The sequence below is a fragment of the Novipirellula caenicola genome (assembly GCF_039545035.1).
In the GTDB taxonomy this organism is placed as follows: Bacteria; Planctomycetota; Planctomycetia; order Pirellulales; family Pirellulaceae; genus Novipirellula; species Novipirellula caenicola.
The window spans coordinates 397,830-418,365 of record NZ_BAABRO010000003.1 but is presented as its reverse complement, the minus strand read 5'-3'; the positions used below and the strand labels follow the sequence as shown (position 1 = coordinate 418,365).

Genomic DNA, 20,536 nt, shown 5'->3' with positions numbered 1-20,536 from the left:
ACACTGCTTTACAATAGGACCGCAATCCAAGCCGTCCATCTGCATGAGCGATGAACGGCACGTTCTCGGTGCAATCGGAGTCCGTTCACTCATGCTTCCTATTGATCCAGTGCCATCGCGGCCTCCGAATTCCTCCAGCGAAACTTCCTCCAACACCTCGCCGCAACGCTGTTCTTCGCTGACGGAGCGGTCGGGTACCGAGGCCGCGACGCCTGCGGCGCCTCCGTTACCAAGCGGAAATCCGCGTTTCGATGGGGCGCATCCTCCGGTCGAAGTGACGATGCTGAGAATGAAAGTGCCGTCGACGCTAAAGACCGCAGACGACAACGAAGCCGCGAACGAGACAGCGATTTGCCCGATTGATTCCGAAGCAACCAGTACCCTCAATCAAACTGCCACCCTCAATCAAACTGGCCCCCTGAACCAAACCGGCACGCTGAAGCCGACTGAATCTACGAAGCTGGCCGACACCGCAAAGCCGGCCGATGCGAAGCAAGCCGATCGCAAATCGCTACGGCATCCCGATCCGATCCTGCAGAGCTTGATGCTGTTGGCGACGATGGCGTTGATGTTGGCGGCCGCGCGTTTCGCTGTCCCGCAAATTGTCGAAGAGATCCGTTACTCATGGCACCGAGGGGCATTGCGAGCCGAGTATGACCAAGGCACCGAGGGGCTGAAAAACGTGTCGCTGGACACGCTCAGCGAGGCGTATCAGATGGTGACCGCCGCGGTCGGCCCCAGCGTGGTGCACATCGAAGTCAAACGTCGGCCGGTCGAAGCGATTGCGTCGGCGGCAAGTTTCCGCCGTTCCGATGCCTTGACGACGTCCGACCAAGGCAGCGGCGTGATCGTGGACAAGGAAGGCTACATTGTCACCAATCGTCACGTGATCGCCGATGGCGAGGATGTGATGGTGACGCTCAGCGATGGCCGACGCACCGCAGCGGTGGTGGTCGGGGCTGATCCGCTTACCGACTTGGCCGTCTTGAAAGTCAACGCCGACAAACTGATGCCGATCCAGTGGGGAGACAGCGACCGCTGCCGCGTGGGTTCACCGGTGTGGGCCGTCGGCAGCCCCTTCGGACTCGACCGCACGGTCACCTTCGGCATCCTCAGTGGCAAACATCGCTTGGTCCGTGCTAGCACCCAGTATCAAGACTTCATGCAAAGCGATGTCGCGGTCAATCCTGGCAACAGCGGTGGCCCGCTGGTGGACGCCCGCGGAACGCTGATCGGGATCAACACGGCGATTGTCGGTGACACCTATCAAGGAGTCAGCTTCTCGATCCCCAGCAATGTGGTCCATCAGATTTACGAGCGACTGAAGGCATCCGGCCGCGTCGAACGAGGCTGGCTGGGGGTCGGTTTGGCCGATGTAGCCGACCATGAATTGATCGGTGACGACGCTCGAGTCCGCGGCGCGATGATTTCGGGGTTGGCCGACGAAGAATCGCCGGCAGCGGTAGCAGGTTTACGCAAAGGCGATTTGATCCTCCGCGTGAACAACAAACCGGTCACCGACCGCGGACATTTGATGCGAATCATTGGCGATTCGATGGCTGACACCGTCGTCAACGTGGAAATCTATCGCGAGAATAAAAAACAAATCGTCCCCGTCCGACTGGGCAGTCGCCCTGATTTCGAACCGTTTTAACGCGAAAGCCCCGCGATTTAGCGTCGAGTCAACGCGATTTTGGCCGCCTTGGGTGGCATTAGCAGCGAGCGGCTCACAGGCGTGAGCGGCTGAACCGTGGGCATTACCCGCTGCGTTACAAGCCATCGCTGGCCATTGCAATTCACCCAGCGATGAAACCATCCCCCGGCCCCCCTGACCGATTTGATTGCAATGCGGGAATGGCCCCCTCAGGTCGTGCGATACCGTCGCCCTGCGGCTATGGTCCTTTCCGCCCCATTGGTGATGCCCATTACCGCGAATTCTCGTGCATTCCCGTGATTGCACTATTGAGTTCGATGGCTAGTATGGGCTTAGTCAAACTGTTGACAAGAAAAACCCGTCGTTTTCGCCACACCCATCACACTTCTGTATGAAATACCTACCGACTCAATTCGTCAAAACCAGCTCGCTTTGCTTGGCTTTTTCGCTCACGTTTCTCGGGGCCGCCGCCTTGGCAGACGCTCCGGATAACGAGAAAAACGCCTCGGTCGTTGGAATCGCAAAAGAAAAGCCAAGTGAAGGCCCTGCGGTCAAAGTGGATGAGGGATACATGGTCCCCTACACCATGACGATCCCGGGTACGGATCTGACGATCGACATGATCCCCGTCCCCGGTGGATCGTTCCTGTTGGGCAGCCCCGAGGACGAAGAGGATCGTGGCGAAGCCGAGGGTCCTCAGATCAAAGTCAACGTCGACCCGATGTGGGTGGCCAAAACCGAGATCAATTGGGCTCAGTACAAAGAATTCATGTCGCTGTACAACGTGTTCAAGGAATTCGAGCGTGAAGGGATTCGCCCGGTCGACGAATCGAACAAAGCCGATGCGATCACCGCACCGACGCAGCTTTACGAACCGAGCTTTACCTACGAATATGGCGAGCGTCCTGAGCAAGCGGCCGTCACGATGACCCAGTACGCGGCTCAGCAGTTCACCAAATGGCTCAGCCGCATTACCGGCGAGCAATACCGATTGCCCACCGAAGCCGAATGGGAATACGCCGCTCGCGGTGGCAAAGCGACCGCGTTCAGCTGGGGTGATTCCGCCGACGACATCGACGATTACGCGTGGTATTACGACAACGCCGACGAGGGCCAAGAGGCCGTCGGAACCAAGAAACCGAATCCCTTCGGACTGCACGACATGCACGGCAATGTGGCCGAGTGGACCGTCAATCAGTACACCGAGGACGGCTACGAATCGTTTGCCGACAAAGCACCGATCAACGCCACCGAAGTGGTGAAATGGCCCGAAACCTCGTCGCCATGTGTTGTCCGTGGTGGCAGCTGGGAAATGGACCCCGAAGAACTTCGCAGCGCCGCTCGTTTGGCGTCGGATGACGTCGAATGGAAGGATTCGGATCCCAATTTCCCGAAGAGCCCATGGTGGTTGACCGACTATCCGTCGCGAGGCATCGGTTTCCGTCTGTTCCGATCCTACAAACCGCTGGACAAAGAAACGATTGCCAAGTTCTGGGATTCCACCTCGGGCGAAGTCCAATTGGACGTCGAATCGCGAGTGATGGAAGGTCGCGGCGGCTACGGTTTGGTCGACGAAAAGCTTCCCGAAGTCATCAAAGCGATGAAAGAGAATCAATAAACCGGGCGATTGCGTGTCGTATCGCTGTGGCAGCTGCGGCTGACAAAACGTGTGGATAAAAGTCGCTCAGGTCATACCCAAAATCCTGTCGACCGATCACAATACGACGAATCACCCGGTCTAAACGCCATTGCAGCACACGAGCCTTGGGTGCTTGTGTGCTGCGGTCGTTAGCGGGCGACGGTGCCATGTTCGCCAGAATCGCTGTGTGGATAGGGACGCTGTGTTCGCTGGGTCGGCTGGGATGCTGTACCGCGTTGAGCTGTATGGCATTGAGCCGTAGGGCGTCGATTGGGGCAGGGCGGAACCGCGTATCGCAGCGTTTCCTTTCTCGCTCTTGTCGCCTGCGGGCTTTGTCATCGGCGGATCACGTGATTCGTCCCACCCTCATGTTCCTAACCCTCTCTCCTATCACCCTCTACTGAGAACTGATTTCCGTGTACGAAACACTTGCTCTCGTTGGCGCCACCGGTGCGGTTGGCCGGATTGTCCTTGAACAACTTGCCGAGCGTGAACTGCCATTCAAGCGGCTAAAACTGCTTGCGTCGGAGCGATCCGTTGGCAAGGAAGTGCGTTTCCGCGGAGAAACACTGAAGGTGGAATTGCTGGAACCTTCGGCGTTCAACAACATTGATCTTGTCATCGCCAGCACTCCCGATGAAGTCTCGGCCGAATTTGCGCCATGGGCAGTCAAAGCGGGAGCCGTCGTGGTGGACGAAAGCGGTTATTGGCGAATGGACCCCAAGGTTCCTTTGGTGGTTCCCGAGGTCAATCCCGAAGCGGTCGACAATCATCAAGGCATCATCGCTAGCCCCAACTGCAGCACCACGCAGATGGTGGTGGCACTGGCGCCGCTGCATCGGGCGGCTCGCGTTCGCCGCGTCGTTGTTAGCACGTACCAAGCGACCAGCGGAGCGGGGTTGGCAGGCAACGAAGAACTCAACGACAGCGTCCGCAGTGCGTTGGTGGGTCAAACGCATCCACCGAAAACGTTCCAGCACCCGATTGGTTTTAACCTGATTCCACAGATTGGCTCGGAGAAGCACGAAGGCTATACGAGCGAAGAGATGAAGATGGTTTACGAGACACGCAAGATTCTCGGCGACGAGGGCATCCAGGTTTGCCCCACATGTGTGCGTGTCCCCGTTTCCACCGGGCACAGCGAATCGATCCTTGTCGAAACCGAATCTCCTTTGACGCTCGAAGAAGCCAAAGAATTGTTCCGTCAAGCCGAAGGGATCACGATCGTCGACGATCTGCAGAGCAGCAAGTATCCAATGCCTCGCGATTGCAATGGCAAAGACGACGTGTTCATTGGCCGGATCCGCAAAGACATCAGCGGTGGCAACGGCATCACGTTTTGGTGTGTCAGCGACAACCTTCGCAAAGGTGCTGCAACCAACGCGGTCCAGATTGCCGAATTGATGATCAAACGATCGGCCACGAAAACGGCGTAGTGGCTGCCTTGGTCGATCGCACGTTCAAATTGACCATTGCCTACGATGGAACCGACTATTCCGGTTGGCAAATTCAACCGCAAAAGCCGACGATCCAAGGCATGCTTGAACGTGCGCTCGTCAAATTGACACGCCAACGCGTCCATGTCACCGGCAGCGGACGCACCGATGCCGGAGTGCATGCGTTGGCTCAGGTCGCCAGCTTGCGAACCGCGAATTGGCGTGCCAGCGCGACCGATTTGCTCAACGCGATGAACGTCAACCTGCCACCGACCATCGTGGTCACCGACGCCGTCGACGCGCCCGATGACTTCCACGCAATTCGCGATGCGATTGGCAAACGATACCGCTATCAATTGCAAATCGGAGGCCAGCGGAACGTGTTCGACTATCGCTATCGCTGGCATCTGTATCACGGCATCGATCTGGATGCCGTCACCGAAGCCGCCGCTCGGTTTGTGGGCAAACATGACTTCGCCAGTTTTCAAGCGGTCGGCAGCCCACGCAAAACCACCACCCGGCATGTAAAGGTTTGCGAAATTATCCGTGAACCTTCCATGAATCCTGGCGGCACGTTGTTTTCGATTGAAATCGAAGCCGATGGCTTTCTGTACAACATGGTTCGCAACATCGTGGGCACGTTGATCGAGGTGGGCAAGGGCAAGTATCCCCCCCAGCACATCGACAATGTGATCGAAGCGGCCAATCGCGATGCCGCCGGCCCCACCGCTCCGCCGCAAGCGTTGTTTCTAAAACGCGTCGACTACTTGCCGTTCGCTTGAACGCATTCACTAAACGCACATTCGCCATTCACACGATCTTCACACTCAGGTCGTATTGAACTGGTACTCTGGCGTCTGCCAGAACGATTCACCTGTGCCTCGTGTCTTGTCGATGGCTAGACTACGTCCATGTCGTCTCGAGTCTACCGGAGACCTATTCACTGGTTGTCACAATCTGGCAACCCTCAATGGATTCCCAAAGCCATGAATTCCCAAAGCGCACCGGCGTGCCCCGTACTAGAACAAGTGAACGTAGAAAACGTTGAGTTGAACAGGAACCAGCCCATGACTGCTCCGTCTCAGCCCATTCTCGACGAGCCCACACGCTCTTTCGTTCAACGCTGTTTGTCGGCCGGACTGGTGGACATCAACGACATCAAAAAAGTGGTCGTATCGCTCCAAGCCGACGATCCTGCGATCACCGCAAAACGTCTTGCCGAAGGACTGATTGGCGCGGGACTGCTGACGCATTGGCAAGCCAACAAGTTATTGGCAGGCAAGAGCAAAGGATTCTATCTAGGTAGCTATCGGTTACTGCGTCCGCTTGGAAAAGGCGGCATGGGCGTGGTTTATCTTGGCGAACATCACGTGATGAAGCGATTGATGGCGCTGAAGATCATGCCGCCCGAATCGGTCGCCGACAAACGTCGCGCGGACCGATTTCGCGAGGAAGCTCGCGCGTCGGCACAACTGGATCACCCGAACATTGTCCGCGCCTATGATTTTGCCGAAGCGGGCGGCAAGCTTTACATCGTAATGGAATACATCGACGGCATCGACTTGCAACATGCCGTCCGCCGTGACGGCGTGATGTCGGTACCGCTGGCGCTTGACGCGATCCGTCAAGCGACTTGCGGATTGGCGCACGCACACGACCGCGGCGTTATCCACCGCGACATCAAACCATCGAACCTGATGCTCCGCAGCGATGGCGTGGTCAAAGTCAGCGACATGGGGCTTGCCCGCGTCAGTTGGATGGGAATTGATGAACAATCCACTAACAATCGTTTGCTGGGGACCGCCGACTTTGTGGCTCCCGAACAAGCGATCAACAGCAAGAGCGTCGATGCTCGCGCCGACATCTACTCGCTCGGCTGCACGCTGTATTACTTGTTGACGGGGCAAGCTCCGTTTTCAGGCAGCACCATTGCGCAGCGGTTGGCAAAACATCAAACCGCCGCACCACCGGATGTTCGCTTGATTCAGCCGGATTGCCCCACCGCGGTCGCAGAGCTAGTGATGCGAATGATGGCCAAACGTCCAGAGGACCGCCCAAAGTCGGCTGCGGAATTGCTGGTTCAGTTCGAACGGCTCAGCGGCATCTTGGGAAGCGAAACCGCAGCAGCGAAGAAATTGGGCCAGATCGCGCCGGCAGGCGAAAAGGTAATGGATGAATCGTTTTATCAAGCCACCATCGACGATTCGTCATTGTCTTCCGACGGCGCGGTGCCGATTGCAACCGAAGTCACCGAAATCGACTTTGACAGCTTGCCGCCGGTCGATCTCGGCATCTCTGGCAGCTCGCCCAAGCCCGCAGCGGTGTCGACCGCCAATCCATCAAACTTGACAAAGCCCAAGTCGAACGACACCAATCCACGATCGGGCGATTCGAACCAAATGCTGCTGCTCGGCATCGGGCTAACCGTGGCCATCGCCGCGCTGATTCTTGTCATGGGGATGACCGCCTACACGATCATGCGGCCTCAAGACACACCGCCGCCTCGAATCAAAAGTCTGGAAGATGGAAAAGGCGGTCACGTCATTGTCGTTAACTAAATCAGAGAACGAGACGAAGTCATAGCATTATGCCCCTTCTAGTACCAAAAGAGACATCGCCGTCGATGATCGCTCAACTGATTCTCGCAACGGGAAGTCATGCTGGCATCACCGCCTCGATCCAACTCGGATACTACATGATCGGACGACATGGCGAATGTCAAATTCGCCCCAAGAGCCGGTCGGTCAGCCGACGCCACTGCATCCTTCACCATACCGAGACACAGCTATTGGCGCTGGACCTCGATAGCAGCAGCGGCACCTGCATCAACGGGGAAAAGATTGTCCCAAACCGCTGGATCGAATTGAACGACGGGGACCAACTGCGATGCGGTAAAGTCGTATTTGATGTCTGCATCAAAACCAGAACCCACGCCAACGTGGAATCAGTGGAACAAGACGAATTTGTCCCAGCGATCGCCGACGCCGCTGATGCCGAACCAGACTCATCCCAGCCATGGCCCGCCGAATCGATGTTGCAAGGCGAGGCATGGCAGGAATGCGATGTTGCCGACATGCTCTATTCGGCTGACGACTCGGATCGCGAACAACGCTACAAAGCAATCCGAGCGATCTCGGAATTGAAGTCGGATGACTCGTCCCTCAACGCCGGTAACGTGACTGAACTCGGCAATTTGAGCGAAGGCGACACGTTGACGGACGAACCATCGACAACCGCCGACACGCTCGATCACGCCGACGACGAGTCTACGTCCGAACCCAGTTCGAGCGAATCGACGTCCGCTGCACCCAAATTAGAGAAAACGAAAAAGGTCAAAGCAGATTCATCGCGATCGCACAATCGGAAACCCAAGAAATCACGACCACCGCTGCGGTTGCCATCGATTTCGCTGCCCAGTGACTTCGAGTCATTAAAATTGGTTGGGGCGATCCTGATTTCGATCGCGGTGATCGGGCTGTTTTCCTATTCGGTTTATCGCTTCCAATCCGGCCCGCCGGTGAAAATTGTCAAAGGGATTGAATAGCGACTCGAACGTGCGACAATGCGGTGTTACCGCTTGCTGCGAGCGGACCGTGCTCTAGATGAAGGAGCTTCTTCGCGACAAAGTTCGATCGATGTCACTTTTACTGCTGGTGGATGGTTACAACGTCATTGGGCCCGTTGCGGCGCCGGGACGTGTTGGCTTTACGCGCGGCAGCTCGCATCAACACCGCTGGCTCGAAGCCGAACGCAAACGGCTCATCGCTCGACTGTGCGATCATTTGCCCGAATTTGTCCGCAATCGCACCTGCGTCGTATTTGACGCTCGCTGTCCACCGGAAAATGCCATCAGCCGGTATGAGGTCTCTGGCATCGACATCCGCTTTGCCGTCGATGACCCCGAAGCCGACGATTTGATCGAGCGGCTGATCAGCGAACATTCCGCTCCCAAACAACTTGCGGTGGTGTCGTCAGACCATCGGCTGCAAGACGCAGCCAAGCGCCGCGGGGCGACGCCATTTGATGCCGACGCCTGGCTGGACGATCTGCTCGAGGATCACCCACACTTGGCGATCGAGATTTCCGATGGGGCAGGGCAGGGCGGCAGTCATAGCCGCAGTGGCAAACCCAAAGGCAAAGTATCAAGCGACGAAGTCGAGCACTGGATGCGCGAATTCGGCTTCGAGGAGTAAATTGCAGCGATGACGAAATTCACTCCAGTGGTAGGCGGCTGCCGTACAGCGTTCCGGCGAATCGCTCGACTGCCAAAGCAGTTGTTCGCCATCAATCCCTTTGACGGCGATTGCCTGCCATCTCGGGTGCGTCTATTTCATCCTGGATCCGATCGACCATCGCTGGAATTTCCATGATCCCATCCGCATCCTGGAAACCTACTTTCATGCCGCCGATGACGAACAAGGCACTGTGGAAGCAGTTTAAATCCGCCCTCTGCTCCAACACAGGTGAGACAACTTGCCCCACAAGTTGATGGCACGGAGAATTTGTATAACAGCGAGTTACAGATGTGGTGCACGCGAGAGCTTTTGAAAAGCCAAAGCAAAAACACCTTGACATGCGAAAACAAACTGGCACACTTTTTATCCTCAACTGCTCTAGGGAAATTCGCCGCAAATCAATTACGAAGGTCTGTCAATGAGCTTAGCAAGAACTTGGCAAATGCGTCTCGCCGAATGCTTAATGCAACGGCACACCCACCCGACGTGTCCTGAGACGACTTAGCATTCAGAGTCTTCGGCCGCGAACGATGCTGGCGGCGGACCTGCATGATGCGGACGCGGTCCCGTCGGAATTGTTGGAATGGAACGACACGCCTCCGTCGCTAGTCGTTTACGGCGATGTCATTCTCGTTCAAGAACATCGATAACAGTAAGCTAGGACGCACTCAATTGTGATTACAATAACAAATGCTCGTCGGGCTCTGCATAGCCTGTTATCCACCGTCATTCTCACGTGTTCACTTGCGAGTGCGCAAGACACGTCTCCGTTTCATTCGATTCCGACACTGTCACCCGACAGCAACCGAAGTGGTGGATATACACTTTCGACATTGAGCGTTGCCGACGGTAAAGTCGACCTACACACCACGTTTGTCGACTGGATCAACGACGACGCATTTGTATTGTCTGTTGACAAGAATCAAAATCCAAAAAGCTGCGTTGCATTCGGACATGCAACCGACATGAACAACCCAGCGATGGCAGCAATTCCTGTGGCCTTCGAATTTAAACGACAAGACGTCATCGTGGGACATTGGTATTGGGCAAAAAAGGGCCGTCCTGAAGAAATTACCGATTACAGCCTACCACTGCCGAAAGTCATCACGGGCAGCACCAACGCACAGTCGAAATTAGATCGCTCTTTGATGCGGGAGCTAATTATCTGCGATGCTGGCGGATTGGTTATTACCAATCGCATGCCAGCAGAATCGAATTTTTTCGGATATCCCGTGCGTTCATGTCTCGCTCTTAAAAACCACGTTGCATTTCAGTGGTACACAAACATCAATGGCTCGGGGGTTCAGTATGCTCGGGTGCAGCATCCCGACAAGGACTTTGATCCTGATCAGGAAAACGCAAAGAGCTTGACAAAAGAAACCTGTCGCCAGCTTTTCTTGGACAATCAATTCAAAGCTTGGGCTGATACTTATAGCGAACTGGTGTATCGCACCGTGGCAAGCACCAACGAAACAAGTGCAAAAACGCTTTCGGCAGAACAGGCGCATGAACGAGAAAAAGCACTCTTTCAGTTCATGCAATTAATCCGCAACAAGTTTGATCTTGTCCTAACCGACGAAACCTCTTTGTTTTTAGACCCGTTTGTTCGAGGCACAATGCTTGAACAAGCCTTATGGCGACCCGATCGCCATCCCGCCACCATAACCGACTTATTGTCTCTCGTGATGGGCGACCTAGAATCGAGTAGTGGCGAGTTGTCCTTGTCGCATTCTTTGTTCTGTGCCTACGCGGATCTAGGTTTGGCTCCGAACGACAAGAGCTTTGCGTTTTTAGGGGAAACGCAAGTGGGCGGAAAGCTCAGTGATCTCGATTCCGCCGCGATCCTCGCGCGGTGGCGAATGGAGACCGCGCCACGGCACGTCGAGGCAGTCGCAAAGCACATCAAGACTTCCAAGCACATGACTGACCGGATGAACTGTGTCGAGACCTTGATCTTGATGGAACAGTTCGACCACATCCCGTCCGATTTGATGCAGCGTTGGTTTGCGGGAATCAAGGGAGATGCGGACCAAATTCGCCGCCCGCTGAATCTCCTGATGCAAAACGCCACGGGCCGGCGATACTTGGCGGACAAATACAAGGAGATGTCCGTTGACGCGCCGCTACGCGAACCGATCAAGGCGTTGTTTGAGAACGAACTGTCAGCCGTCCACGAATTCGGCGACTACCGGTTCTGGACCCGCGAAGAATGCAAACAACTCGAATCCGACCTGCAGCTTGAGTTTGCAAGCGCCGGCGACGAGAAACAATAACGTGATCGGCCCCCACCCCCATGCCAAAAGGACGCTATCCTGACGAATACTTCCGCTCGGCAACCAACCACAAACCGATCGAGCAAATCTATCAGGACATCGATGACTTCAGCATGGAGTATTTCGCGGATGATCCAGCGTTTCATTCGCAAATCGATTTGGTAGTCCTGCTGCCGCCACACTGCGCTGAGGTGCTCCGACATCTTAAAAGCGGGTTTTATCTGGCGGAAATGAAAAGCTAGGGGTGAGCACCGACGATCCTGATGGCGACAGGTTTTGAGCAAGTCCGATTAGTCGTCGCAAAGCTTGCGGGCGATTATGAATCGGCTCGCAACTTCGAACTGGACTTACCAACGACAGGCGTCTGTTCTGAAGATCCGGCATTTGAAGAAGCTTCAGCCGCAAAGCGATGGAATCGGGACGGATCTTGATTTGTGCCAGAGAGTGAAGTCTGTTGATAAAGCAAGCCATTCGGACCTTCGCCCCTTCTTTTTCCATCGTCGTCAAACCAACGGCATCGAGCATGGGCAGTTTGCCCCGATAGGAATTTCTGAATATGCCGAAACTCACTCGATTCCTATCCGATGCACTCCCAGTTTTCTGGCATGCGGCTCGACTGCCAAAGCAGTTGTTCGCCATCAATCCTTTTGACGGCGATTGCCTGCCATCTCGGGTGCGTCTATTTCATCCTGGATCCGATCGACCATCGCTGCCGTTTCCGCATCGCTGGAATTTCCATGATCCCATCCGCATCCTGGAAACCTACTTTCATGCCGCCGATGACGAACCAGGCCCAGGACGACACAACCGCTACTTAGACGTTCCCGGCTTCGCTCCGGTGTTGGTCACCCGTGACCCCGGAATCATTCGGGCGATCGCGACGGCGACGGGGGATCGCCCTGGGCAATTCGATCGCGATACGATGCCATCGATCGGAATCGCGCGAGCGACCGGCAAAGATACGCTGCTGTTTGCCAATGGCGCCGAGTGGAAAAAGCAACGCAAGATTGCCGCGTGCCCATTTGGCAAGACCACCTTGTATCAACCCGAACAATTTGGCGAGTTTGCCGAGACGTTTCGGACGACAGTCCAGCAGCGAATCGAGGTGCTGCGAGAGCACCTCGCCAGCCATGATCAGGAATCAATCGACATCCGGTTGGAACCCGAGATCAAGGTCGTGATGTTGGAGATGTTGACCAATAACTTTTTTGGCGCCGAAATCTCCTATGACGAGCTATGCAATCGCTACGTGCCGGCGCTGGAACGGGTGATCGACCATATCGTCAGCGACACGGTTCGCAACAAATTGGGAATCCCGTGGCGGAAGTTGCCGGGGGTGACAAAGCGAATCGCCCAGGCGAAGCAGGATGACGCGGCGTTTGAAGAGTTGACCCAATGCGTTCTAGCCCCACGCTCCGAGAACAAGGCCTTGTGGAAACAATTCAAGTCCGATGCCCCCGACGCCAAGCTCATCAGCAACTTGAAAGTCTTTTTAGCCGGGGCTCTCGAAGCGACCACGTCGTATGCAACGTGGGCGATCTCACATCTGGCCCGCAACCCAGCGGCACAAGAGAAAGTGTTCCAGGAAGTGAAGGAGATTGATGTCTATACGCCTGAGACGTTGGCCAGTGCCACCTACCTTCGCGACGTGCTGAATGAGACGTTGCGACTGACTCCCTCGCTGTACTTCTTGCCTCGCCGCGCCACCGCTGACACCTGGGTGAACACCGCCGATGGACGAACCCTCTTTATTCCCAACGGCACGCACATCCTGTTAGATGTGTGGCATGCGAATCGACACGAAGACCACTGGGGTGTTCAAGCGAGCGGATATCGAGCGAACGAATTCGCCCCTGAACGGTGGCAGCACCTAGCCGCATCGGGCTGTGCGACCAAAGACATCCTGCACTTTGGTTTCGGCCACGGCCCAAGAGTCTGTCCAGGAAAACATCTCGGCGAACTGGAAGTTTCTCTCGTCGTCGGTGCGTTTGTGAAAACGTTTCAGTTCCAGGCGAACAACGACGTGACCCCCGTCCGTGCCGGCGTCTCGACCAAACCCGCCGACGGAACGCGGGTGCAAATGTCGCTGCGGTGATGCCGTAACGCAAAAACTGGGCATCTATCATTTGACGTTGCCGTCGGATTGATTGACTGACTCTTATTCCGACTATTTCCGTAGTCACCTCGCCCCAGACGAAGTCGGGGGAGAGGTCGAGCACGCCCCCAAGGCGTTGCTCGGGTGAGGGGGTGACCGCGCAACTGGCGAACATCTCAGGTGGACGCGACGGTAACGCCGCTAGCGACTTGCTCGGTCGCCCCCTCACCCGAACGTCGCTGAAGGCTCCGTTCGACCTCTCCCCCAACTTCGTTGGTGGAGAGGTGACAGACCGCGAGTGCAATCGCATGCCACAACACGCCCAAACATCTAGCATCCAGACCTAAAGCACCTCGGCTCGTTTTTCGCCGGCGCGGCGGCCGGGGTTGCCGTAGCGGTGGTAGTCGTGCGAGATCGATTGCTCGTCGAGGTATCGCAAACATTCCACTGCGGCTTCGACAACCACCGGCTCGCGAATCACGGTTACGAAAGACTCTGCACACGCCGCATCGACTTCACTTGCCTTCGTCGAACCGAGCAGCCGCAGCCGACCGACTTCGCCCGCCGTAATCCGCTCGACCAACTCGGATTCCGATTCTTCGATCGGATGCACCAAGCCAGGGAATTCGTCGGCGACCTTCTCTAATAGATCTTTGACCGCATCGGACAACGCGGGATCGATCGATAAGGTCACTTGCGTTCTAACCGCAATCGCCGCCGACAACGAAATCCAAATATCTGAAATCGAATCGGCCGGAGCGAAGCGAAGATTCATTGCTTGCGTCGATCGGTAGCGGCGAATATTGTCTTGTCCGATCAAACGAAACGTGTCGTGCTCGCCGGAAAACTCATTTTCGACCGCCACTCGCTGCGTGGCGGTCGCCGCTTGAATTCGAGCTGCTGCCCGTTCGTCGATCACCGCTTCATCTTCGGCCCATTCCAACAACGAACTCAAGCGGTCCAGTTCATCCGAATCGAACGTCTCGCGAGGTTCCCGCGTCTCCGCTGGCTTTCCGTCGGTCACTCGCATCAGCGGCAACACGTAGTGCGGACCGCCTGCTTTGACGCCCGGCCCATAGGCACTCAAGCCGACACCGCCAAAGGGTTGCCGCAACACGATCGCTCCGGTTGTCGGACGGTTGATGTACAGGTTGCCAGCGTGAACCGAATCACGCCACAACGCGATCTCGCGATCATCCAAGCTTTCCAATCCGCTGGTCAATCCGTAGCCCGTCGAACGCACGATCTCGATCGCCTCTTCCAACCGCGAGAACCGCATCACGCCGAGCACTGGTCCGAACAGCTCGGTCAGATGCGTAAAGCTTCCTGGACGAATATTCCACTTGACGCCGGGACGATACAGATTCGGGTTGTCGACAATGTGCTCGGGAATCACCAACCATGACTCATCATCGTCAAGCGATTTCAGCCCTTGGTTCAACTCGGCTTGAGGCGGTTTGATCAACGGCCCCATCTTTGTCGACAAATCCCAACTGGATCCCACTCGGATGCTCGAGACGGCGTCGGCCAACATCTCGCGGAACGTTTTGTCTTCAAACACATCGTTTTCAAGTAACAACAGCGATGTGGCACTACATTTTTGCCCGCTGTGTCCAAACGCAGACTGCACGACATGCTTGACCGCCAAGTCACGATCAGCCATCGATGTGACGATCGTGGCGTTTTTGCCACCCGTTTCCGCTAACAGATGCAGATCACTTCGCACCGAAAGCATGCGTTTTGCCGTCGAGGTGCCGCCAGTCAAAATGACCGTTTCAATCTGCGGGTTCTTGACCAGTCCTGCTTCGGCAACACGTCCCGCGCACGGCAAGAACTGCAACACGTCCTTAGGAACGCCGGCATCCCAGAACGCTTGGCACAAATGCCAGGCGACCAGCACGGTTTCGGAGGCGGGTTTTAGCAGCACACAATTTCCAGCCGCTAGCGCCGCGGCGATCCCGCCGCAGGGAATCGCCAAGGGAAAATTCCATGGCGTGACCACCGCCACGTTACCGCGGGGCTCGAGTTTGATTCCGGATTGACGATGCCAATGATCGACGGTCAACGGATAGAACTCGCAAAAGTCGATCGCTTCACTGACTTCGGGGTCGGCCTCGAGCACGGTTTTCCCGCCGTCGGCAACCATCGTCGCAATCAAATCACCACGTCGCTCACGTAGGATCTGAGCCACGCTTCGCAGTAAGTCATGACGATGCCGGACGCTGGTTCCTCTCCAATCGGCCTGAGCCGCCGTAGCCGTCTCGACTGCCGCCTCGACGTCCGCCAACGTGGCTTCCGAATAGCGACACACCACCACTGCTGGACGCGACGGATCGGTCGATTCACGCGTCTCGCCACTGCCGGTGTCGAGCGTGTCGCAGCGATCTTTCCATTTGCCCAGCACCGATTCAATCCATTGTGCGTTGTGAGGCAGCGACCAATCGGTATCCGGTTCGTTGACGAACTTGGTCCAGTGCTCGGCCACCGGTGGTTGCTGCGGTCGCACCCGTCGATCTTGGGTTCGACGGGGCGTATGAGACACGGTGTCGATCATCGCCAACGAGTCTCTGAACCCCTGAGCAAGCATCGCAAATTCCTTGCTGTCGGGTTTTAGCCGATAGGTATGCCGCAGGAAGTTTTCGGGCCCCGTGTTCTCGTCCAATCGACGAATTAAATAACTGATCGCATTGATGAAACTGTCTTGGAAACATGCAGGTGCATAGAGCACCATTTTTTTGTCGCGTTCGGAGATCGCCCGACGCTGATGGTTCGCCATCCCTTCGAGCATTTCAAACTGCACGTTCTCGGTCGCATTGCAATCATCCGACCAAAGAAGCGCGAGTGCAACATCGAACAGGTTGTGTGAGGCAACGCCAACGCGGATCACCCCTTCGGCCGCAGCATCAATCAACACACGCAGCATCGATTTGTAGTTCGCATCGGTTTCCACTTTGGATCGATACGGCGCCTGGGGCCAACCTTGAATCGACGCGTCAACACGCTCCATTTCCAGATTAGCGCCTTTGACCAAGCGAATCGTCAGCGGTTGTCCGCCGCTTGCAACGCGACGGCGTGACCAATCGATTAACCGCATCATCACGTCGAACGAATCGGGAATGTAAGCTTGCAGTGCGATTCCCGCAGACACATTCAGCATCGCCTCGCGATCCAGTGCGTTACACAAGATGTCCGCGGTCAAATACAGGTCGCGATACTCTTCCATGTCCAAGTAAACGAATTTACTTTGCTTCGTCTGTGGGTCCGCCTTGCTGAGCGCGATCCGGTAGAGGGCCTCGAGCCGATCCGCCACTTTGTCGATCGAGTGTCGCCGCGCGATCGGCGAGATCTGGCTATACAATGTCGAGATCTTGACCGACAGACATTTCAGATCGTTCATCCGCAGCGCGTTGTAACACTGATCCACTCGCCGACGAGCCTCCTGTTCGCCCAAGATCGCCTCGCCGAGCAGGTTGACGTTCATGTGCATGCCATGCGTTTGGCGATTGCGAAGATGCTCGCCCAACAATTTCGGTTCCGCCGGCAAAATCACATTGGCGGTCTCACGCCGCATTTTTTCTTTCACCAACGGCACCGCGACGCCGGGCAGGTACTCGCCAAACGACTGGAACCCCTTCAGCATCGCCTGCTCGACGGGGCTGAAAAAACGCGGAATCCCTTGCACGTCCAACAGATGAGTCAATTGGTCCGCCACCCGGGCGGGCGAGTGCGTGCGAAAGGCTTGGTCGGTCATTTCGACCAGCGTCGCCTTGTCCTCGGCGTGTCCGATCATGCGATCCAATTCGGCTTGCTGACGCCGTTCTTGGGGTGTCTGTAGTTTGCTCGCCTCTTCGAGCAATTCGGCGGCGAGCGAGACGGCACGTTCCGCATCGGTCGATAAATCTTGCCCCAAAGCCTGAACCATTGATTTGCATCCTTAAAGAGATCGGGATCGCGAGATTGCAACGATCGCCCCCGAAATTAGCGATTAATCGCGATTTTATCGAAATCCGCCTACGAAAAGTGGACTTTCGTTTTTTCTGTCCTGCAACCCATGTGCCTGTTCCTACCAGCCGATTCATCGACACATCCCCCCTAAATCCAGACGCTGGGCAGCGAATAAGGCGATACACAGTGCGATTTCGCTTCCTGAAAGGCTTTCCCACGCCCCGCGATCGCTACCATTCCCCCCACCGATGCGGCAAAGCGTGCCAAATGAATCCGCTTAGCCAACCTTTCGTACTTAATCCGCTAAGCATAGAATTCGCATCTACGCCTTCTATTCCCCGTTTTCCCCGCTTGGCAGAGACTCCCTTGCGTCGATGCCAAGCAAACCACGTGATGGAAATTCGCTAACGATGAGTGCTACCGCGACTGCTCAGCGCGTCTTCAACTTCTCCGCTGGTCCTGCTGCGATGCCCCTTTCGGTACTGCAGCAATTACAAGAGGAAATGCTGTGTCTGCCCGGCGCAGGTTGCTCGTTGATGGAAATGAGCCACCGAGACCAAGCATTTGTCGATATTTTGCACGATGCCGAGAACAACATCCGCTCGCTGCTGAACATCAGCGACGACTACGCGGTGCTGTTCCTGCAAGGAGGCGCGACGCTGCAATTTTCGATGATTCCCGCAAATCTGATCCGCGGCACCGAAAAAACGGGCCAATACCTTGTCACCGGTTCTTGGGGCAAAAAGGCGGTCGGCGAAGCGAAAAAGGAAGGCAACGTCGAAGTCATCTACGACGCCAAAGAATCCAATTACAACCACGTCCCCGCCGCAGGCGACTACAAAGTCCGCGATGACGCCGGGTACTTGTACTACTGCAGCAACGAAACCATCCAAGGCGTTCAGTTTCAATCCGAACCTGAGTGCCCCGCCGGCGTGCCATTGGTCTGTGACGCGTCGAGCGATTTCCTGTCGCGACCATTGGACGTCAACAAGTACGGCATCCTGTACGCATGTGCTCAAAAGAATGCCGGGCCTGCCGGAGTGACGGTTGTCATTATCCGCCGCGATTTGGTCGACAGCGCCAAAGCCGAGCTGCCAGGTTACTTGAACTACAAGAACCACGCCGAAGCCGATTCGGAATGGAATACGCCACCGACGTTTGCCATTTACGCCCTTGGCAAAGTCGCACGCTGGTTGGCCAACGATATCGGCGGCCTCGACGCGATGGCGAAACTGAACGAGCAAAAATCGCAACTGCTCTACGATGTGATCGATTCGCACAGCGAATTCTACCAAGGTCACGCGGTCGATTGCTGTCGATCGAAGATGAACGTCACGTTCAACTTGCCCAGCGATGAACTGCTGAAAAAATTCGTCAGCGAAGCCCAAACCCATGATCTGGCCAGCTTGAAGGGTCACCGCAGTGTCGGTGGCATCCGAGCGAGCGTTTACAACGCAATGCCGATCGAAGGCGCCGAAACGCTGGCCAAATTCATGACCGACTTTGCCAAAAAGAACGGCTAGTCTTGCGACAAACGTTTTTACAAACAAACGTTGCTTTCAAAGTTCCCCACAATTTTTACTCCCTTTCGCCCAACAACTCCTGCCATGCATCGCATCCTCGTCCTCGACAATATCGCACAAGAAGGCCTCGTTATCCTCGACGCTTCCCCGAACGTCGAATATGAAGTCCGCACCGGTCTTTCAGGTGAAGACTTACGAACCGCATTGAACGAGTTTGACGGAGCGATTCTTCGCAGCGGAGTGAAAATCACTCCGGAATCGCTTGAGGGCAATACCCGGATGCGTGCGTTGGTACGCGCTGGCGTGGGAACTGACAACATCGACAAACCTGCGGCGACGCGGCGTGGGATCGTCGTGATGAACACGCCCGCCGGCAATACCGTCAGCACGGCGGAGCACGCCTTCGCACTGCTGTTGGCACTGAGCCGCAACATCCCCGCAGCCAACCAAAGCCTGGTCGAAGGACGCTGGGATCGCAAAAAGTACATGGGCACCCAGGTTGCCGGCAAAACGCTCGGGATCGTTGGGATGGGCCGTATCGGACGCGAAGTCGCATCACGAGCGATTGCGTTTGACATGAAGGTCATCGCGTTTGACCCGTTTTTGACCGACGAACAAGCTTCGGCGATCGGTGTGAAACGCGTTGCCACTGTCGATGAGATGTTGCCGCAAATCGACTACCTGACCGTCCACACGCCGCTGACCCCCGAAACCAAGGGGCTGATCAGCCACGCCCAGCTTGACAAAGTCAAACCCGGTTTGCGTGTGATCAACGCGGCTCGCGGTGGCATTTACGACGTCGACGCCTTGGTCGAAGGACTCAAAAGTGGTCGCTTGGGCGGCGTCGCATTGGACGTGTTCGAAAACGAACCGTGCACCGACAGCCCGCTGTTCGGCATGCCCAACGTCGTCTGCACCCCGCACCTCGGGGCCAGCACCGAAGAGGCTCAAACGCAAGTTGCAGTCGAAGGCATCCATTTGCTGATCAACTATTTGCAAACTGGCGAAATCCGCCACAGCGTCAATGTCGCGTCGCTTGACCCAAAGACGCTCGACGAACTGCGCGGGTTCTTGAACGTTGCCCATCGCCTTGGTCTGTTGGCATGCCAATGGCATGGCGGCGGAATCGATCAAGTTTCGATCACCTATCGCGGTGAAGTCGCTGGCAAGGACACGCGTGTGGTCAACAACGCATTTTGTGCGGGGCTGCTCGAACGGATTGTCGATGACGCCAATATCGTCAACTCGGAAATGTTGCTTCGCGAACGTGGCATCGAACTGTCCGAAGAAAAACATCGCGACAAAGGTGCGTTCGCATCGAGCATCACCGTAAAAGTTTCGGGCGGCGGCCGCAGCATCATTGTCGGCGGTGCCGTGCTTGGTCAAAACATGCCACGTTTGATCATGTTGGATGAATACCGTTTGGAATCGTTCCTCGATGGCAAACTGCTGATTTTCGCGCACAAAGACGTGCCCGGAATCATCGGCCGTGTGGGAACCGTGTTTGGCACTCATGGAATCAACATCGCTCAGATGGCTGTGGGCCGCGAAGGCGATGCCCCCGGCGGTTCCGCGATTGGCGTGTTGAATATCGACGGCGACGTTCCCGCCGATGCATTGGCCGAAGTCGAAGGCATCGACGCGGTCACGCAAGTCAAGATTATCGACCTGCCCAAAGCAGGCGAACTACCAAGCTGGTTGTCGTAAACTTGGTTGCCAAGGCCTAAGATTGTCGA

The 20,536-nt window shown here is 56.1% G+C and carries 13 protein-coding genes and 1 pseudogene; 13 read left to right on the top strand and 1 reads right to left on the bottom strand.

The genetic code is table 11. The annotated features are described in order from the left end of the window. Positions 1–280 precede the first annotated feature (280 nt). The 11 genes and pseudogenes from ABEA92_RS08930 to ABEA92_RS08880 all read left to right on the top strand — a co-directional run bounded on the left by ABEA92_RS08930 (position 281) and on the right by ABEA92_RS08880 (position 13,332). Complete coding sequence (locus tag ABEA92_RS08930) at positions 281–1,654, top strand: S1C family serine protease (RefSeq protein WP_425572415.1); 1,374 nt, start codon at positions 281–283, stop codon at positions 1,652–1,654. A 391-nt stretch (positions 1,655–2,045) separates the two neighbouring features. Next, positions 2,046–3,272, top strand: a complete 1,227-nt coding sequence (locus ABEA92_RS08925; protein WP_345683470.1) for a formylglycine-generating enzyme family protein — start codon at positions 2,046–2,048, stop codon at positions 3,270–3,272. A 437-nt stretch (positions 3,273–3,709) separates the two neighbouring features. Next, entirely contained in the window at positions 3,710–4,729 is a 1,020-nt protein-coding gene (locus ABEA92_RS08920; RefSeq protein WP_345683469.1) for an aspartate-semialdehyde dehydrogenase, read from the top strand. Then, positions 4,729–5,511, top strand: a complete 783-nt coding sequence (truA, locus tag ABEA92_RS08915) for a tRNA pseudouridine(38-40) synthase TruA (protein ID WP_345683468.1) — start codon at positions 4,729–4,731, stop codon at positions 5,509–5,511. Before ABEA92_RS08920 ends, truA begins: the two co-directional genes overlap by 1 nt. 285 nt (positions 5,512–5,796) lie before the next feature. After that, positions 5,797–7,287, top strand: coding sequence for a serine/threonine-protein kinase (locus ABEA92_RS08910; protein ID WP_345683467.1), 1,491 nt, complete (start codon positions 5,797–5,799; stop codon positions 7,285–7,287). 65 nt (positions 7,288–7,352) lie between these two features. Continuing rightward, positions 7,353–8,273, top strand: coding sequence for an FHA domain-containing protein (locus ABEA92_RS08905; RefSeq protein ID WP_345683466.1), 921 nt, complete (start codon positions 7,353–7,355; stop codon positions 8,271–8,273). A 91-nt stretch (positions 8,274–8,364) separates the two neighbouring features. After that, positions 8,365–8,922, top strand: a complete 558-nt coding sequence (locus ABEA92_RS08900; protein ID WP_345683465.1) for an NYN domain-containing protein — start codon at positions 8,365–8,367, stop codon at positions 8,920–8,922. Between the two features lie 9 nt (positions 8,923–8,931). Beyond that, a pseudogene (locus tag ABEA92_RS08895) lies at positions 8,932–9,151 on the top strand (hypothetical protein); the annotation flags it as partial. A 646-nt stretch (positions 9,152–9,797) separates the two neighbouring features. After that, entirely contained in the window at positions 9,798–11,237 is a 1,440-nt protein-coding gene (locus ABEA92_RS08890) for a hypothetical protein (protein WP_345683464.1), read from the top strand. Between the two features lie 20 nt (positions 11,238–11,257). Next, positions 11,258–11,479, top strand: a complete 222-nt coding sequence (locus ABEA92_RS08885; protein WP_345683463.1) for a hypothetical protein — start codon at positions 11,258–11,260, stop codon at positions 11,477–11,479. 314 nt (positions 11,480–11,793) lie between these two features. Further along, positions 11,794–13,332, top strand: a complete 1,539-nt coding sequence (locus ABEA92_RS08880) for a cytochrome P450 (protein WP_345683462.1) — start codon at positions 11,794–11,796, stop codon at positions 13,330–13,332. Positions 13,333–13,675: 343 nt separating this feature from the next. Here ABEA92_RS08880 and ABEA92_RS08875 read toward each other — a convergent pair whose 3' ends face one another. Continuing rightward, positions 13,676–17,254 (bottom strand): proline dehydrogenase family protein, encoded by a 3,579-nt coding sequence (locus tag ABEA92_RS08875; RefSeq protein ID WP_345683461.1) that lies wholly within the window; start codon positions 17,252–17,254, stop codon positions 13,676–13,678. 433 nt (positions 17,255–17,687) lie between these two features. Between ABEA92_RS08875 and serC the strand changes: the two genes are divergently transcribed. Together serC and serA are read left to right on the top strand one after the other, a co-directional pair. Further along, the gene (serC, locus tag ABEA92_RS08870) at positions 17,688–18,800 is read left to right on the top strand and encodes a 3-phosphoserine/phosphohydroxythreonine transaminase (RefSeq protein ID WP_345683460.1); all 1,113 of its coding nucleotides are present in this window, start codon (positions 17,688–17,690) and stop codon (positions 18,798–18,800) included. Positions 18,801–18,884: 84 nt separating this feature from the next. Beyond that, complete coding sequence (gene serA / locus ABEA92_RS08865) at positions 18,885–20,507, top strand: phosphoglycerate dehydrogenase (protein ID WP_345683459.1); 1,623 nt, start codon at positions 18,885–18,887, stop codon at positions 20,505–20,507. Positions 20,508–20,536: the final 29 nt, after the last annotated feature.

Coding starts and splice junctions, on each gene's coding strand:
- ABEA92_RS08930 (WP_425572415.1), top strand. CDS start 281: ATGCTGAGAATGAAAGTGCCGTCGACGCTAAAGACCGCAGACGACAAC.
- ABEA92_RS08925 (WP_345683470.1), top strand. CDS start 2,046: ATGAAATACCTACCGACTCAATTCGTCAAAACCAGCTCGCTTTGCTTG.
- ABEA92_RS08910 (WP_345683467.1), top strand. CDS start 5,797: ATGACTGCTCCGTCTCAGCCCATTCTCGACGAGCCCACACGCTCTTTC.
- ABEA92_RS08905 (WP_345683466.1), top strand. CDS start 7,353: ATGATCGCTCAACTGATTCTCGCAACGGGAAGTCATGCTGGCATCACC.
- ABEA92_RS08900 (WP_345683465.1), top strand. CDS start 8,365: ATGTCACTTTTACTGCTGGTGGATGGTTACAACGTCATTGGGCCCGTT.
- ABEA92_RS08885 (WP_345683463.1), top strand. CDS start 11,258: ATGCCAAAAGGACGCTATCCTGACGAATACTTCCGCTCGGCAACCAAC.
- ABEA92_RS08880 (WP_345683462.1), top strand. CDS start 11,794: ATGCCGAAACTCACTCGATTCCTATCCGATGCACTCCCAGTTTTCTGG.
- ABEA92_RS08875 (WP_345683461.1), bottom strand. CDS start 17,254: ATGGTTCAGGCTTTGGGGCAAGATTTATCGACCGATGCGGAACGTGCC.
- serC (WP_345683460.1), top strand. CDS start 17,688: ATGAGTGCTACCGCGACTGCTCAGCGCGTCTTCAACTTCTCCGCTGGT.
- serA (WP_345683459.1), top strand. CDS start 18,885: ATGCATCGCATCCTCGTCCTCGACAATATCGCACAAGAAGGCCTCGTT.